A 14,591-nucleotide genomic window follows, 5' to 3' on the forward strand; every position below is an offset into this window, starting at 1 on the left:
GTGAACCCCTAGGTTGACGGAATGACAGCGCGAGAAGCGCCTAAAGAGTAGTTCTGACATCGGTGCTCTCACACCCTCGAGACGTGTCGCTTGCTGGACCTTCGGTCGAAAACCGTGACTCGCCACGCTGCCTTCGAACGCCACATGTCACTGCCTTGGCTCGATAGGCGACTTCGCGCTAGCGAGCCTCCATTTAAAACGGCATCTCTAGACAGGGGCCGACCAACTCACTTGTCTTCCTCAGGAGCTCTCATAACGTAGCCGAGCCCTACTGATTTTGATTCAGTCACTCAGTCAGTAGAGGAAATCGTCAATGTTTACCTACAGCTTCGCCATGTCTCGTTATTCCATAACGGGGCCCGGTAACGGCAAGTTGGTGGCCGTCTTGAGCAGCCCTGGGAGGCTAACCCCTTCAATGGCTACCACTTATGTCCTGCTAATCGAACGGCATACCGCGCGGCTTCGTGAGACATCCACTTCGACCTCCAAAGAGCAAATCGTCCGCAATCATTTGACGGCGCTTCGTGCGTTCCTGCGCTCGCACAATTTGTCGGAAACCGCCCCGGTCGGCACAGAAATGACTACGGATTTCGCGGACGCAGTCGAGCGTCACGTAGCTGCCTCGGGACTCGGTGGCCGCTCAAGGAGCGACAGATTTGGACTGCTTCGTGCCTGGAAGACTACGTTCGAATATATGCAGAAAGGACCGGAGTCGAAGTCGATTGGTCGTCAGCGCCGAAGTGCGGAGGCCGCTGTCGCTGACATGACTCCGTTTGAGCGTGGCCTCAGGGCGGCGCTGAAAAGCCAAGGGCTATGCCCGAAGAGAGCCGCGCACTTGGCAGGCATTAGCCCGTCCGCGCTTGGACGTTGGACCCGAGGAGCCCTGCCCAATCAACGGTCCACGCAGAACCTGCCACGGCTTGAGAACGTCCTAAAGCTCGAACCCGGGACCCTCTCAACGCTATTGCACGAGTCACTCACCGAGGACGGCCCTACCCACGTCAGTGCGTACAGACAACGACAGTCGGCCGCCCCCAAGATTTCGTATTCGCTCAAGAGGGAAGAAGTGTCTCAAGACCTCCTGAACGAGTGGCGCTCATTGCTCGCGTACAAAACCGACGTTGTTCCATCCGGCGAACTCAAGAGACGAGCGGGCGCAGAGTGGACCTTGGTCGAAGCAGACCAAGCCGCTCGCGCACCGACAGAATTCAACTCGTTGGACGGCTTGGTGGCAGACACCGCGGATGGGGATTGGAAGCGAGTCGCACGCTTCCTTGGATTCTTACGGCTGGAGCAACACGGAGGCTACGGGCGCCCTGTAGACGATGTGCAAACATTGGCTTGGCTCGCAGTACCAGAAGCAGTGACCGCATTTCTGAACTTCATGACAAAGCGCTCGTGCGGCTTGAAGCACATGGGTCACGCGGTCTTCTGCTCCTTGGTCGCTAGTCTGACATCCGCCGAATACGGCTACTTAGCGCAAAGTCAAGAGCTGCTCGCGAAGCTACCTGCCGACATCGTAAAAGGCCGCAGTTGGTCGACGCTTTGCCTGAAGGCGTACGCCATCGCCCGGACCTGGAAATCGAAATCGAAAGACGTTTCGCGTTCGCCGGCTGACGCACTCCAGTTCTTCCTGAATCAGAGTTTCCCTTTGGCACCCGTCTTTGCTGCGATGAAGAAGCTTCGTCGACAGGGCGATTTGGCGGCGCGGGGGAGCACGGAAGAAGCAGTCGCGCGCCGTGACGAAGTACTCCTTGGGCTACTCTCTTCAAACCCGTTGCGTTCAAAGAACATAGGAAATCTGACGCTCCAGGCACTGAAGAGCGGCGGAAACATCTACAAGACAGCAACCGGTGACTGGAGACTGCGCATCCTCGGCAAACATATGAAAAACCGTAAGCGCGTTCGGGCGCAAATTTACGACGTACCCATCGCGAAGTGGCTCACGGGCCGGTTGGACGACTACGTAACTCATTTCCGACCAGTGCTCGTCGGAGAAGGTCAAGATTGTGGGCTGCTGTTTGTCACCCGCGCAGGCGCGCGCCTGAACGTGAGTGCCCGCGTGTATAGCCTAACAAAGACGTTGATTCCTCAGAGCGGTGGCATCTACACGCACGCGTTTCGCCATCTGGTCGCGACGGATTGGTTGACAAGAAATCCGAACGACTTCCTTACGGTTTCAGAGCTTCTCAACGACACAATTGCCGTCGTGATGAAGAACTATGCGCACCTGAAGAAGGACGTGGCCTTCGTGCGATATGAGGTTTACCTGGAGAAGATGATTGCTGCCCAGAACCTGTGACGGCGTGATGCTGTTCGCTGTCAGCACGGCGTTCGATGCGCACGCGGGACCGCACGTTCAGCCGGCGGAAGAATTCGCGCTCCGCCGCATCTGGAGCCTCTCGAAAGACTTCCTTCGCCACCCCCTGCCCAAGCCGCAGCCCCGTCCTCTCATATCGGCCAACCGTCGAGCAGGTGCACCTGCGTGCGCTCAGGCACGGGCGTCCGCCGCACACTTCCGGGTCCGTGATACCAGGGGCTGGGCAGTGAGGGCGTCGACGTGCCCTATTGCGCGGCGAAGGCAATGCGCCGCGGCTACGACTTTCTTCCGCAACTCGGGGCGTGCGAGTGCTTCGAGCGTGTGAGGGCGCTGAGCGACCCCCTGCGATTGAGGAAAAACTGCAGCCGGCCGCCCACGCCGACGGCCTCCAGCATCTCGCTGACTTCTAGTAGCGCCTGGAGAGTCACAGGGTCGCTCAGGTCTAGGGGACAGCACCAGGGCCGATGATGATGACGGGCTTGGGGGCTATTGCTTTAGACCGCCCAGGTTCAGTTCCCGTCGGGCCCGGGCTCGTTTGTTGGCGGCTCACCCGCGGGAGGCGGGTCCAGGAAAGGCGCGACCGGTCCATACCAGCCGGGCAGAGCCATATGCGCTAAGTCGATGGCAGCCAGGGTCGGGTAGTGCCGCGCGAGCGCTCTGGCGCGCTGGCGAATCGATAGAGTTACATCCGGAGTGGCACTGGGGTCCTGGAGGTCGCGCAGGAATTCCCGCGTGAAGACCAGGGCGCGCGTTCGTTCATGGGGCATGGTCATGGAACCTCCTGGTGGCTTTGCTAGTCATTGCAAGCGCGCTCTCGCGGCGTCCTGGATGGCGAGGAACACTTCCGCGGTCACGTCCCGCATCTGCGGCATGCGGTTGATGCGCATCCAGCGGTTCAGGACGTACTGGCCGTCAGAGCACAGCCCCGGAGCCCGGAGGAGGCGGTACACGCGACCACTCTGCGTCATGCAGGTTGCTGTCACAGGGTCGAAGGCGGCCACGGGCGAGCACACCTGTCCGTGACCGCCCTCGCAGGACCAGCCCGCCAGATGCCGCGTCCAAGGCTGCTCTGGGCCGTACAACGGCACCTCGAATACGGCCCAATCGCGTAAGGTCACCTCTGGCAACTCCTGAATTGACTCAATCGCCCACACTGACATGGCTACTCCTCCTGAAATGGCGGATGGGTAGGGAACACCGACGGGGGTTTCAGGTCCGCGAGAAGCGCGAGGCGCTCGCGCAGTTCGTCTTGCAGGTGCGGCGGGCTGATGCCTTCATAGGGGTCCGTCTGCAGGAAGTGCGGCTGCGCCCAAGTGGGCCAGCCGAGCGGGTCGTCGTCTAGCGCCAGCCAGGCACCAGGTCGGCGTCGCAGAACGTCTTCGGTGACCTGCTCGCCGCGCGGAAGAAGCGCGAAGCCCTGGAGCGGCATTCGGGAGTGGAACGTGGCTCCGATGACGCGTACACGCAAGCCCGGGGGTAGCCGCTTGGCCGCGCCGGTGCACCCATACTGATGGACCCAGGAGGTACTCAGCACCACCTTGATGTTTGGATACGGCTGCAGCATCGCGTCGAGGAGTGGCGCATGCTGGAAAAGGCGGTACCGCTCGGGAGCCTGCAGGTATGCGCCTCGCCTCGGGTGCCACAGCACGTTCTCGTGCGTCAGGACGCCGTCGAAATCGAGGTACAGCAGCGGCGCCCCGCGGCCCTTTGGCCTCTTCATTTCGCCGCCACCGAAGGCTGCGGAGTAGCCAGCCAAGCCGAAATTCGTGCTTGGACCTCAGGGTCAGAGACATCTACATGCGGCTGGCAGACCACCAGTCGTTCGCCCATATCGCTCGGGAACTCGCCGGGCGCGTCATCGAGAACGAGGTAGCTGTGGATACGCGGGTTGGCGTGCACGAACCACCGGATGCTCTCGGCGCGCTGACCACGGGGAACGCACCCGATGAAGCGCTCACCGAGCGGGCCGAGCAGGTCTCGCAGTTCCGCAGGCGTGTGCGTGTACCTCCACGTCGAATGCACTGCGACGAACACGTCGGGCCAGGGCGCCAGCAGCTGGGCCAGGAGCGGCAGCCAAACGAAATACTGGACCTGTTCGTCCTCCGTCCCCGCACGGCTCAGGACGCCATCGAAATCGAGAAAAAGCACACGCATGCAGTGCTCCCTTGCGCCCGGCGCGTGCGGGCTGAAGTCACAGGTTTCAGGCAAAAGCTGTCCCGGTGTACCTCGCAAGGGCCACAGTCAGCTGGCTGTAGGCGGCCTTACGGCCGCGGATGGGAGGTGGTCAGGCGGGTCACCCCCGGTACGCTCGGACCTGACCTACGACGACGCCCAGAATCTCGAGCTCGCCCCCCCCGGCAGGATGTCCGCGAACGCGGGGTTTGCCGGCTGCAGGTAGAAGCGGCCGTCCGGCCGCTGGCGCAGGTACTTCACGGTCACCTGGCCGTCGATGACCGCCACGAGGATGTCGCCGACCTTCGTCGGACAGTTCTCTTGCACGACCACCATATCGCCGTCCAGGACGGCTCGCATCACGCATCGAGGCACCTTTGACTTTCGCAAGGAAGGTCCTGTTCGGGTCCGGCACTAGGTAGTGGTCAATGGTGAGGACCTCGAACTCGTCATCGTCTGGCGCGGGGTGCGGCACGCCAGCGCGCACGGCACCTATCAGTGGGCGGCCGAAGAAGCGCAGTGTCGGAGCGATGCGGCCTTCGACGCGCTGAATGTACCCGGCGTCCTTCAGCCGGGTGACCATGTCGAACACGCTGGCCGTCGACGAGAGGCCGACAACGTCGCACAGCTTGGCGATGGAGGGAAACGCGTGGTGGCGCTTCCAGAATGTCCTCAGGCGCTTGAGGTGCTGCGTGTCGGTTTGAGTGCTGGCCATCGTGGTCTCCGCGACGAATGCTCGTTCGTTGAGGGAACTGTATGCACAGTGTTGGCGAGCACCTTCCAAAACGGGCGCAGACGGGCTTGGGCTATCGAGCCCCGCTGTTGTCTTTGCCCGCGTCGCCTGTGGCACATATTCATAGCGGCATCTGTGCCTCGGACGTCTTTGGTGCGCGCTTCAGCTCTCAGCGTAGGCGCGCGCCACGTCCAGCACCTTCGTGCGGAGTTCTGGACGCTCAAGCGTCTGCAGCGGCGTCAGCCCTCCGAGACTGCCCTTGCCGCCAAGGAAGAACTGCATCCTGGAATCGACGGGCACCACCTGCAATGGTTCCACAGTCTCAAGCAGCGCTTGGAGCGTTATCGGGTCGTTCAGGTTAAGCATGACTGGTGGCTCTCATGCAAAACGTGGCCTCGCATTCTCACGACCACACGTCCAGCGGTAGCACTCCCGTGACGGACACATTCTTAGGGATGGGAGTGCCGTGCGCCGGCCGTAGCGATTGCGGCCGCAGCAACCCTGCCGTCGTGAGCAACATTGCCGGCAGCACAGTGGCTGGTGAAGTGTCATGCGTGTGCTTGGCCCTCAAGGCAGCGGCAAGTTCGCGCGAAACATCTAGTCGTGCATGGTGCTGGGTCTCAATGCCGTCCGCGCGAAGCTGCAAGACAATTCCCTTGGAACTGACGCTCTCGAGCATCTCGGCGACCTGCGCTCCCACGAGCGGCAAGACAAACCGGTGCTGGGTGTCTGCGACCTGATAGCCGATGACCCAGTAGGAGTCGTCCCCGAGCCCCAGAGCATCGGAGGTCATTACGCAGGGGCGCTCCTCGCCGAGAAACAAGGACAGCGCGGCGCGCGGCACCAAAGAACGGATGCTCCAAACGCCGTCGCTCGAACCGGTGGCCTCGCCAGCGGAGGGCGGGCCGAGTTCGCCGTCGAACAACAGCCCCTGCTGCTCCGCGGCCGAAATGATGGTGCTGACGCTTGCCGACTGGCTCGCTCTCCTGGTGGGCATGCGGCAATCTTCTCCGCGAGCCCGAGTTATCGCAACTATTTCGATTACGAAATTCCTCAGGCCCACGTCGGTGCGGGTAGCTACACGCAGAGCCGGGATGCGCCGGCTTTCCGTGGACATCGACATGAGTGAAGGCAAGCGAAGCAGAGGACGACCAGGAGTGACGGAGGAAGAAGTTCGGCGCGCATGTGAGGCGCTCATGGCGCAAGGACGCCGTATTGGGCCGACCAATGTTCGCCTCGAGCTTGGGCACGGCAGCTATGAGACCATCATCAAGCACCTGCGCGCACTTGGGTACCGGTCCAAATAGAACGTCATCATCTGATTACGGCGGCCACCGGCCGCCGTTCTTCTCTTGACCGCCTGTCAGGTCCACGCGAGCTGGAACGGCACAGCCTCGTGAACGCAAGTCCGCTGCGCAGACCGAAATCACGACACGACCGCAACGCGGGGCTGCACCTCGGGTCCTTCCGGCTGGAGCACTTCTGAAGTCGTTCCGTCTGCGTACGACACCCGTGCCGTTCCAAAAAGTGATGCATCGGTTAGCAGGCGCACCCCGGCCAGAGCAGGGGGAACCTGTCTCCGAGACGCATGTCTTCGAGCCAACGCAACTCCTCGCCTTCTTCCGCGCGGAACTGCGCTTTCTCTTGTGCTTCCCACGAATCCTTCGACATAGGGGTCCTTTCTCAGTGTGTTGAGCGAACCTCGTCTAGCACGGGACTCTTTTTAGGAGAGGCGTCACTGTGTTCACTTTAGGAGGGCGGTGAGCGGTCGACGTTCGTGCTGGTGCTCGCAGCTTCTCGTTGGAACGCTCTCTCTTGCGGCGTGACGTCTGAATTTCAGGCGCGGTTCGTCTCAGCTCCGCAACTGCATGACTACCTCCGGGAGCTACACGCCCCTCGGCCCCGAGGTCACCTTCCAGCAGCGCCTGGCCCGGCTCACGGCGACTGCCCGCCGAAGTGCCGGGGTGAGCACTCGGGCCGGCGAACGTTCTCCCGGCCTTGAGGGTGTCGGGGTATTTCACATGGAGAAACAAGCTCTACGCGCTTCTACAATCGTCTACAAAACGCTCAAATTGGCGCCGCGCGCGCGTAAGTCATTGATTTGAAAGGCTGCGTGACCGCCTTTTGGTCATCTGCTGCATACGCCCGCAGCGGGAGTAGCCGTCCCCGTTGTCGTCCACCGTGCTTGGCCCAGAGCTGCGCCACAGCCGGCGCCAAGGAGGCCTGTTTGACGGTTCGCACATTGTGCGCGCACAATGTGCGGAATACAGGAGGTGCAACGATGGACCCTGACGCTTTGGCTCGCCGAAACAGGCTGTTCGACTTGGTGCACAACTGCTTCGGGGGCGAAACCGATGTGGTGGCTCATGTCATCGAAGAAAACACACCTGGGGCGAAGGTCTCCGTCCGCGCAATTCAGGCTTGGCTAATGCCTCCTGGCCGGGTCAGCAGCCGCAACTGCCCGCCTTGGGCGCTCAAGGCGGTGGAGGATTTCGTGGCAGACCCCATCAACCAACCTCGCCTGCAGGTAATGGCCCGCCGGCGGGAGGAAGACATCCGAAGAGTGACGACGCCAGTGGAATGGGCGGACAAGGTGCGGCGCGAGAAAGCGGTCGAGTTTGCTACTTGTGAAATCGAGGACGAAAGCCGCACCTTGCGACAGTGGCAGGAGCAACTGGGTAAGGACTCCGGCCGGTACATTTTTGCGCTGGAGCTGCGCCTCCGCTCAGCCGAGAGAGAGCTCAGTGACTCGGTGGCGGCGATTCACCAGGCGGTGCACGGGAGCGAAAACTTCGAGGATTTCAAGAAGGCATACCTTGAGGCGGAGAGGGGCCGCCGGCTACAGCGGTTCTCGGTTAAAGAGGCTCGAAAGCACATTGAGAATGCCTCGGAGGAGTTCGCGTCTGACGACGGCGTAGTGGAGCGGCCAGCTTTGTCTTAGAGCACGGCCGGAACTCGGGACCTCGCGCGAACGAAAAGGCGCGTGTCAGGCGCGGATGCGCGTACCTGCGGATGCGAACGCCGCGCCCCGCTGCGCATCCCGGGCTGCGGTCGCCCAGTGCCACTCCGATGCGCCCGCCCTCCAGTTCGAAAGGAATGCAGGCGGCTGTAATGCTTGCGCGCTGGTTTCGGCGTGCCACCGCCAACCTGTCTGTGGATGAGAATTGCCCCATGCCCAAGTACTTCGCATACGGCTCCAACATGTCAGACGAGCAAATCGCGCAGAGGTGTCCGTCTCATCGCTTCGTCTGCGTGGCGAAGTTGCCCGGCTACCGACTTGCATTCACGCGGCGTTCGGCGAAGCGCGGATGTGGGGTGGCTGACGTAGTGGCCACGGCGGACGAGGCCGTTTGGGGAGTCGTGTTCGAGATGTCCGATGCGGACTTGGCCGCACTCGATAAGCATGAGGGCGTGCACATGAATCCTCCTGCGTACGTGCGAAAGAACGTGCAGGTCGTCTCCACGGACGGCCAGCTGCTGGATGCGATTACCTATGAGGTGTTCACCAAGGCGGCAAACGAGGACGCGCCGAATGCGGAATACCTTGGCCTCATCACCGCTGGCGCGCGCAAGTGGGGTCTGCCACAGGAGTACCAGCAGGCGCTCGCGAACATCAAGGAGCAGACCTAGTCTGCGCATGTGCCGCCCCACGCCAGCCCGTTTGACATATTGGCCCTCGCGTTAAGCCGTCGTTTTGTCTCCGGCGGACTTCCCTAAGCGTGTATACGTTCTATGCAGTCGGATGCACGACCAGCCAGTGGGATTACTGCCGACGAGGTGCGGACGCTCCTTACGCGCTGCATCGAGGCGACCGAGTACCTGCCCAGCGCATACATCGACATCGCACTAAGTGCTGCGAGTCGTCCTGGCTCGCCCTATCGACGGTCGACTCTTGATGGACTTCCCGAACCGAACGGGGCCTGCCGATGTGGTTCTCTGCTCATGCCGAGGCGGTTGAATCGCCTTGGCACCGGCGTGGTCGACAAACTCACAGTCTTACTCGAGAAGGTCTAGCTGGGCTCCCCTAGCGTCGCGGTCACGTCATTTGTCGAGTAGTTAGTTGCGCCACGAACTTCTTCGCCAGCAGTCGGAGAAGCAGGTCCAACTCGGAGGGCACGGGTCTTGCGCACGGGGTTCGGTGTACAGAATGCTTATTCATGCCCCGTAAAGCGAACGAGGCTTTTTAGACGGGTTGCGCCGGTTGCTTTAGAGCGACCAGACCGTTCACGTGAAGTGTGATTGCGCTCACACCTTCAATCATCTTTCGCTGGCGCACTTTCGCCCTGACATGTAAGGTGGCTCCATGACTTTGACCCAGACTGTTCAAGGCGTCCGCGCAGTCGTATACGCGCGGTACAGCTCCGACGCGCAACGACAGACTTCAATCATCGACCAAGTGCGTCGCTGCACTCGACGCGCCGAGGACGAGGGACTCACCGTGATACGGCAGTACGCGGACGAAGCGCTGAAGGGTTGGAACCCTGAGCGCTCGCAGTACCAAGCCATGCTGCTGGCTGCAGAGGCCGGGGAGTTCGACGTTTTGCTCGTGGACGACCTGAGCCGGATATTTCGGGACGTGGGTACCCAGAGCAGCGTCTTGAACCGACTGCGCATTCTCGACATCAGGGTTATCGCCGTCGCGGACGGCTGGGACTCTGCCGCGCGCGGGTCGAAGCTCACCGCTGGTATCAAGGGGCTGATGAACGAGCATTACTCCGATGCGTTGGGGGAGGCCACGTGGCGCGGCCAAGAAGGGCGTATCGTTTCTGGATTGAGTGCAGGAGGTGCCGTCTACGGATACAAGACGGAAAGGGTGGAAGCTCCGGGCGCGAAATCTGGCGACTACGCGTGTCGAAGAATCATCAACGAAGTTGAAGCCGAGGTCGTGCGAGAAATCTACGGACTCTTCGCGGACGGTCACAGCCCTGCGGCCATTGCCGAACTCCTGAACGCGCGAGGAGTCAAGGGCCCGCGGAATGGCCTGTGGAGCCGAAACGCAATCTACGGCGATAAGCGCGACCTGAGTGGAATTCTCAACAATCCCATCTATCGCGGCGAGGTGGTCTGGGGCCGTTCCCAGTTTTTGCGTGACTCCGGGAGGGGTAAGAGAGTGAAGATGCGGATTCCCGAGTCCAAGTGGACGAGAGTCTCTGCTCCAGAGCTGCGCATCATTGACGATGACCTCTTCGCGGCCGTTCAAGGGCGCTTGGCGCGCACAGCCCAGAAGGGTGACGCTATCCGAAAGGCCCTAGCCAATCCTGCTGCGCGCAGTGGGGCGGATGGCAAGTACATCCTGACAGGACTGCTCCGGTGTGGCGTCTGTGGCGGTCCGGTTTCGTCAACCGGCCGGGACAGGTTTGGGTGCAGCGCGCGGCACAACCGGGGTACGTCGGCATGCAGTAACGCAGTTAAGTTCAGTCGGAGCTTGGCCGAGCGAGAGGTGCTCGAGGCTTTGCAGGCGCAGCTGTTTTCGCCGTCTGCTGTCGAGCGGTTCTGCGAGCTGGTCGCCCAGGAGTACACACAACGGGCCGGTACGGACTCTCATGCTCTGAGCAAGCTCACGAAGTCGCTGGGGGCAACGGAGAAGGGAATCGCGGGCTGCTTGGCATTCATCGAGGCTGGCAACGCAAGTGCGAGCGTTGCCAAGCGACTGGCTGACCTCGAGGCCGAAGCAGCTGCCACCCGGGCCGAAATCACACGTTTGCGGTCTCAGCGGCCCGTGACCGAGGAGGACCTGTTGCAGCTGAGAGAGGGTGCTATTGCCGCTCTCAGGGAGCTGCCGGTCCTGTTGGCAGGGTCCGAAGCTGAAGTGCGCCATCTACTCTCAAGTCTGGTCGGTGAAGCGACCGTGCGACCCGTGGAAAACGGCGCCGTGGAAATCCGGCTCACCGGTCACGTGGCGGGGTTGCTCTCTCTGCAGAGCAAACGGACACGCCGCAACGACAGTGCAAAAGAAATCGGGCCGGCTGAACCAGCCGGCCCGATGCTAGGAAATGTGGTTGCGCGGGCAAGATTTGAACTTGCGACCTTTGGGTTATGAGCCCAACGAGCTACCAGGCTGCTCCACCGCGCGTCAGTGTTTGTATTGTAGCTTATTCGGCAGCGCCCTGCTCACCGGCAGGGGCTTCCGTGGGCTCGGGACGGTCCACCAGTTCGACCAGCGCCATCGGCGCGTTGTCGCCGACGCGGAAGCCCATCTTCAGGATGCGCGTGTAGCCGCCCGGGCGCGCCTTGTAGCGCGGGCCGAGTTCGTTGAACAGCTTGGTCACGTTGTCGCGATTGCGCAGGCGGTCGAAGGCCAGGCGCTTGTTGGCGACGGTGGGTTCCTTGCCCAGCGTGAGCATCGGCTCGACGACGCGGCGCAGTTCCTTCGCCTTCGGCACGGTGGTCTTGATGACCTCGTGCTCGATCAGCGAATTCATCATGTTGCGCAGCATCGCGAGCCGGTGCTCGCTGGTGCGATTGAGTTTGCGAAGGCCGTGGCCGTGGCGCATGGTGATTTTCCTTTCCTTATGTGTGCCGCAGCCGGATCAGGTACTGCGGGGTCACCTGTGAAATACGGGTCTTCAACGCAGAAGCCGCGAAGGTTTCGCAAAGCCGCAAAAGGGAGATTCCGAGATCTTCTTCTGCGGTTTCTGCATAGCTTTTGCGGTTTTTGCGTTACGAAGTTGAAGTTGCAGTTCAGCGCTTGTCCAGACCCGCCGGCGGCCAGGACTCGAGCTTCATGCCCAGCGTGAGACCGCGGGAAGCCAGGACTTCCTTGATCTCGTTGAGCGACTTGCGACCCAGGTTCGGGGTCTTGAGCAGCTCGTTCTCGGTGCGCTGGATCAGGTCACCGATGTAGTAGATGTTCTCGGCCTTCAGGCAGTTGGCCGAACGCACCGTCAGTTCGAGTTCGTCGACCGGGCGCAGCAGGATCGGGTCGAACTGCTGCGAGCTGCGCTGCACCGGCGCGTCGAACGCGGCCAGTTCGGAGCCTTCCAGCTGCGCGAACACGGCGAGCTGTTCGACCAGGATCTTGGCCGAGGCGCGCACGGCGTCTTCGGCGGTGATCGCACCGTTGGTCTCGATCTCCATCACCAGCTTGTCCAGGTCGGTGCGCTGCTCCACGCGGGCGCTTTCGACCGTGTAGCTCACGCGCTTGACCGGCGAGAACGACGCATCCAGCACGATGCGGCCGATCGACTTGGTGGGCTCGTCGCCGTAGCGGCGCACGTTGCCCGGCACGTAGCCGCGGCCCTTCTCCACCTTGATCTGCATGTCGATCTTGCCGCCTTGCGACAGGGTGGCGATCACGTGGTCGGGATTGATGATCTCGACGTCGTGCGGGGTCTGGATGTCGGCGGCCGTGACGACGCCCTCGCCGTCCTTGCGCAGGGACAGGGTCACTTCATCGCGGTTGTGGAGCTTGAACACCACGCCCTTGAGGTTCAGCAGGATGCCCACCACGTCTTCCTGCACGCCGTCGATCGACGAGTACTCGTGCAGGACGCCGGCGATGGTTACCTCGGTCGCCGCATACCCGACCATCGACGAGAGCAGGACCCGGCGCAGCGCGTTGCCCAGCGTGTGGCCGTAGCCGCGCTCGAAGGGCTCCAGGGTCACCTTGGCGCGGTTGGTGCCAAGCTGTTCCACGTTGATGGATTTGGGTTTCAGCAGGTTGGTTTGCATGCAGGACTTTCCTCTCAATACCCCCGGCTCGTTACGCCGGTAAGGCTGGGGCCCGGTCGCGGTGCCCCGTGCCGGGAATACGAATTTCGCGGGACGAGGGCGCGGGCGCGGCCTCGTCGTGTCCCTTAACGGGAATAGAGTTCGACGATCAGCGATTCGTTGATGTCGGCGCCGAATTCGTCGCGGTCCGGGACCTTCTTGAAGGTGCCTTCGGCCTTGTCGACGTTCACCTCGATCCAGGCCGGGATGCCGACCTGCGTGGCCAGCTGCAGGGCCTCGACGACGCGGTTCTGCTTCTTGGACTTGTCGCGCACCGCGACCACGTCGCCGGCCTTGACCTGGTACGACGGGATGTTGATGGCCTTGCCGTTCACGGTGATGGCCTTGTGGCTCACCAGCTGGCGGGCTTCCGCGCGCGTGGAGCCGAAGCCCATGCGGTACACCACGTTGTCCAGGCGGCTTTCCAGCAGGAACAGCAGGTTGGCGCCGGTGTTGCCCTTGCGGCGGTCGGCTTCCTCGAAGTAGCGGCGGAACTGGCGCTCCAGCACGCCGTACATGCGCTTGACCTTCTGCTTCTCGCGCAGCTGCAGGCCGAAATCGGACGTGCGCTGGCCGGAGGTGCGGCCATGCTGGCCGGGCTTGGAGTCGAACTTGGCCTTGTCGCTGATGGCGCGGCGGGCGCTCTTCAGGAACAGGTCGGTGCCTTCACGGCGGGAGAGCTTGGCCTTGGGGCCGAGATAACGTGCCACTTTTACTTTCCTTCAAATGACTACCGCGGCCTGATGCCGCGGGAGCTGGGGGCCGGAGCCGCCAGCGGTGGGCTTGAAACCCTGGATCCCCGCCTGCGCGGGGATGACGGGGTACCCGACCCGCCATGCGGGGACGGGCTGCTGCGCCTTAGATGCGGCGGCGCTTCTGCGGGCGGCAGCCGTTGTGCGGGACCGGCGTCACGTCGGAGATCGACGTGATGCGGATGCCCAGCGCGGCCAGCGCACGCACGGACGATTCGCGGCCCGGGCCGGGGCCGCGGATCTCGACGTCCAGGTTCTTGATACCCTGCTCCATCGCGGCGCGGCCGGCGACTTCCGAAGCCACCTGGGCAGCGAACGGCGTTGACTTGCGCGAGCCCTTGAAGCCCTGACCACCCGAGGAGGCCCAGGACAGCGCGTTGCCCTGGCGGTCGGTGATCGTGATGATCGTGTTGTTGAAGGACGCGTGCACGTGGCAGACGCCGTCGCTCACGTTCTTGCGGACCTTCTTGCGCACACGCTGCGCGGCGTTGTTGGCAGGAGCCTTGGCCATGTCTTACTCTCTTCCGGATTTATTTCTTCAGCGCCTGCGCAGCCTTGCGCGGACCCTTGCGGGTGCGGGCGTTGGTGCGGGTGCGCTGGCCGCGCATCGGCAGGCCGCGGCGGTGACGGAAGCCGCGGTAGCAGCCGATGTCCATCAGCCGCTTGATGTTCATCGTCGTCTCGCGGCGCAGGTCGCCCTCGATCGTGAACTGGGCGATCTGGTCGCGGATCTTTTCCATGTCGGCGTCCGACAGGTCCTTGATCTTCTTGGAATAGGCGATGCCCACCGCTTCGCAGATCTTGCGGGCGCGGGTGCGACCGATGCCGAAGATCGCCGTCAGGCCGATCTCGGCGTGCTGATGCGGCGGGATGTTGATACCAGCAATACGTGCCATGTCTGTCC

General features: G+C 62.3%; 17 protein-coding genes and 1 tRNA gene. 5 read left to right on the forward strand and 13 right to left on the reverse strand.

Annotation, left to right across the window (positions count from 1 at the left end; all coding sequences use genetic code 11):
* Nucleotides 1-313 precede the first annotated feature (313 nt).
* The gene (locus JI746_RS09825) at nucleotides 314-2,302 is read left to right on the forward strand and encodes a hypothetical protein (RefSeq protein ID WP_201688988.1); all 1,989 of its coding nucleotides are present in this window, start codon (nucleotides 314-316) and stop codon (nucleotides 2,300-2,302) included.
* Between the two features lie 527 nt (nucleotides 2,303-2,829).
* Here the strand turns inward: JI746_RS09825 and JI746_RS28350 are convergent.
* From JI746_RS28350 to JI746_RS09855, 7 genes are all read right to left on the reverse strand, one after another.
* The gene (locus JI746_RS28350) at nucleotides 2,830-3,093 is read right to left on the reverse strand and encodes a BPSL0761 family protein (RefSeq protein ID WP_408004090.1); all 264 of its coding nucleotides are present in this window, start codon (nucleotides 3,091-3,093) and stop codon (nucleotides 2,830-2,832) included.
* Between the two features lie 24 nt (nucleotides 3,094-3,117).
* The gene (locus JI746_RS09830; protein ID WP_201688989.1) at nucleotides 3,118-3,480 is read right to left on the reverse strand and encodes a hypothetical protein; all 363 of its coding nucleotides are present in this window, start codon (nucleotides 3,478-3,480) and stop codon (nucleotides 3,118-3,120) included.
* A gap of 2 nt (nucleotides 3,481-3,482) precedes the next feature.
* Complete coding sequence (locus tag JI746_RS09835; RefSeq protein WP_236599733.1) at nucleotides 3,483-4,076, reverse strand: HAD domain-containing protein; 594 nt, start codon at nucleotides 4,074-4,076, stop codon at nucleotides 3,483-3,485.
* Nucleotides 4,037-4,474 (reverse strand): HAD domain-containing protein, encoded by a 438-nt coding sequence (locus JI746_RS09840; RefSeq protein WP_201688990.1) that lies wholly within the window; start codon nucleotides 4,472-4,474, stop codon nucleotides 4,037-4,039. Before JI746_RS09840 ends, JI746_RS09835 begins: the two co-directional genes overlap by 40 nt.
* 165 nt (nucleotides 4,475-4,639) lie before the next feature.
* Nucleotides 4,640-4,828, reverse strand: a complete 189-nt coding sequence (locus tag JI746_RS27630) for a LexA family protein (protein WP_236599734.1) — start codon at nucleotides 4,826-4,828, stop codon at nucleotides 4,640-4,642.
* 559 nt (nucleotides 4,829-5,387) lie between these two features.
* The gene (locus tag JI746_RS09850; RefSeq protein WP_201688991.1) at nucleotides 5,388-5,591 is read right to left on the reverse strand and encodes a hypothetical protein; all 204 of its coding nucleotides are present in this window, start codon (nucleotides 5,589-5,591) and stop codon (nucleotides 5,388-5,390) included.
* A gap of 37 nt (nucleotides 5,592-5,628) precedes the next feature.
* On the reverse strand, nucleotides 5,629-6,222 hold the full coding sequence (locus JI746_RS09855; protein ID WP_201688992.1) for a hypothetical protein: 594 nt from the start codon (nucleotides 6,220-6,222) through the stop codon (nucleotides 5,629-5,631).
* Nucleotides 6,223-6,346: 124 nt separating this feature from the next.
* Here JI746_RS09855 and JI746_RS28355 point away from each other — a divergent pair, with 124 nt between their 5' ends.
* The 4 genes from JI746_RS28355 to JI746_RS28360 all read left to right on the forward strand — a co-directional run bounded on the left by JI746_RS28355 (nucleotide 6,347) and on the right by JI746_RS28360 (nucleotide 11,265).
* A complete protein-coding gene (locus JI746_RS28355; RefSeq protein WP_201688993.1) occupies nucleotides 6,347-6,532 on the forward strand; it encodes a DNA-binding protein in 186 nt (61 codons plus the stop codon).
* Between the two features lie 974 nt (nucleotides 6,533-7,506).
* Nucleotides 7,507-8,166: a hypothetical protein gene (locus JI746_RS09865; RefSeq protein ID WP_201688995.1), complete on the forward strand. Its 660-nt coding sequence runs from the start codon at nucleotides 7,507-7,509 to the stop codon at nucleotides 8,164-8,166.
* Between the two features lie 230 nt (nucleotides 8,167-8,396).
* The gene (locus tag JI746_RS09870; protein WP_201688997.1) at nucleotides 8,397-8,855 is read left to right on the forward strand and encodes a gamma-glutamylcyclotransferase family protein; all 459 of its coding nucleotides are present in this window, start codon (nucleotides 8,397-8,399) and stop codon (nucleotides 8,853-8,855) included.
* Nucleotides 8,856-9,528: 673 nt separating this feature from the next.
* Entirely contained in the window at nucleotides 9,529-11,265 is a 1,737-nt protein-coding gene (locus JI746_RS28360) for a recombinase family protein (RefSeq protein WP_408004092.1), read from the forward strand.
* Here JI746_RS28360 and JI746_RS09885 read toward each other — a convergent pair.
* From JI746_RS09885 to rpsM, 6 genes are all read right to left on the reverse strand, one after another.
* Nucleotides 11,222-11,298 (reverse strand) — tRNA-Met (locus JI746_RS09885). The genes JI746_RS28360 and JI746_RS09885 overlap by 44 nt on opposite strands.
* A 19-nt stretch (nucleotides 11,299-11,317) precedes the next feature.
* Complete coding sequence (rplQ, locus tag JI746_RS09890; RefSeq protein ID WP_201688999.1) at nucleotides 11,318-11,719, reverse strand: 50S ribosomal protein L17; 402 nt, start codon at nucleotides 11,717-11,719, stop codon at nucleotides 11,318-11,320.
* Between the two features lie 187 nt (nucleotides 11,720-11,906).
* Nucleotides 11,907-12,896 carry a DNA-directed RNA polymerase subunit alpha gene (locus JI746_RS09895; protein ID WP_187075652.1) on the reverse strand — a complete coding sequence of 330 codons (990 nt, stop codon included), beginning with the start codon at nucleotides 12,894-12,896 and terminating at the stop codon, nucleotides 11,907-11,909.
* A 125-nt stretch (nucleotides 12,897-13,021) separates the two neighbouring features.
* Nucleotides 13,022-13,645, reverse strand: a complete 624-nt coding sequence (gene rpsD / locus JI746_RS09900) for a 30S ribosomal protein S4 (protein WP_201689004.1) — start codon at nucleotides 13,643-13,645, stop codon at nucleotides 13,022-13,024.
* A 148-nt stretch (nucleotides 13,646-13,793) separates the two neighbouring features.
* On the reverse strand, nucleotides 13,794-14,198 hold the full coding sequence (gene rpsK, locus JI746_RS09905) for a 30S ribosomal protein S11 (RefSeq protein ID WP_193675917.1): 405 nt from the start codon (nucleotides 14,196-14,198) through the stop codon (nucleotides 13,794-13,796).
* A 19-nt stretch (nucleotides 14,199-14,217) separates the two neighbouring features.
* Entirely contained in the window at nucleotides 14,218-14,583 is a 366-nt protein-coding gene (rpsM, locus tag JI746_RS09910; RefSeq protein ID WP_201689009.1) for a 30S ribosomal protein S13, read from the reverse strand.
* Between the last annotated feature and the right edge of the window lie 8 nt (nucleotides 14,584-14,591).

It is taken from the genome of Ramlibacter alkalitolerans, assembly GCF_016722765.1.
Lineage (GTDB): Bacteria > Pseudomonadota > Gammaproteobacteria > Burkholderiales > Burkholderiaceae_C > Ramlibacter > Ramlibacter alkalitolerans.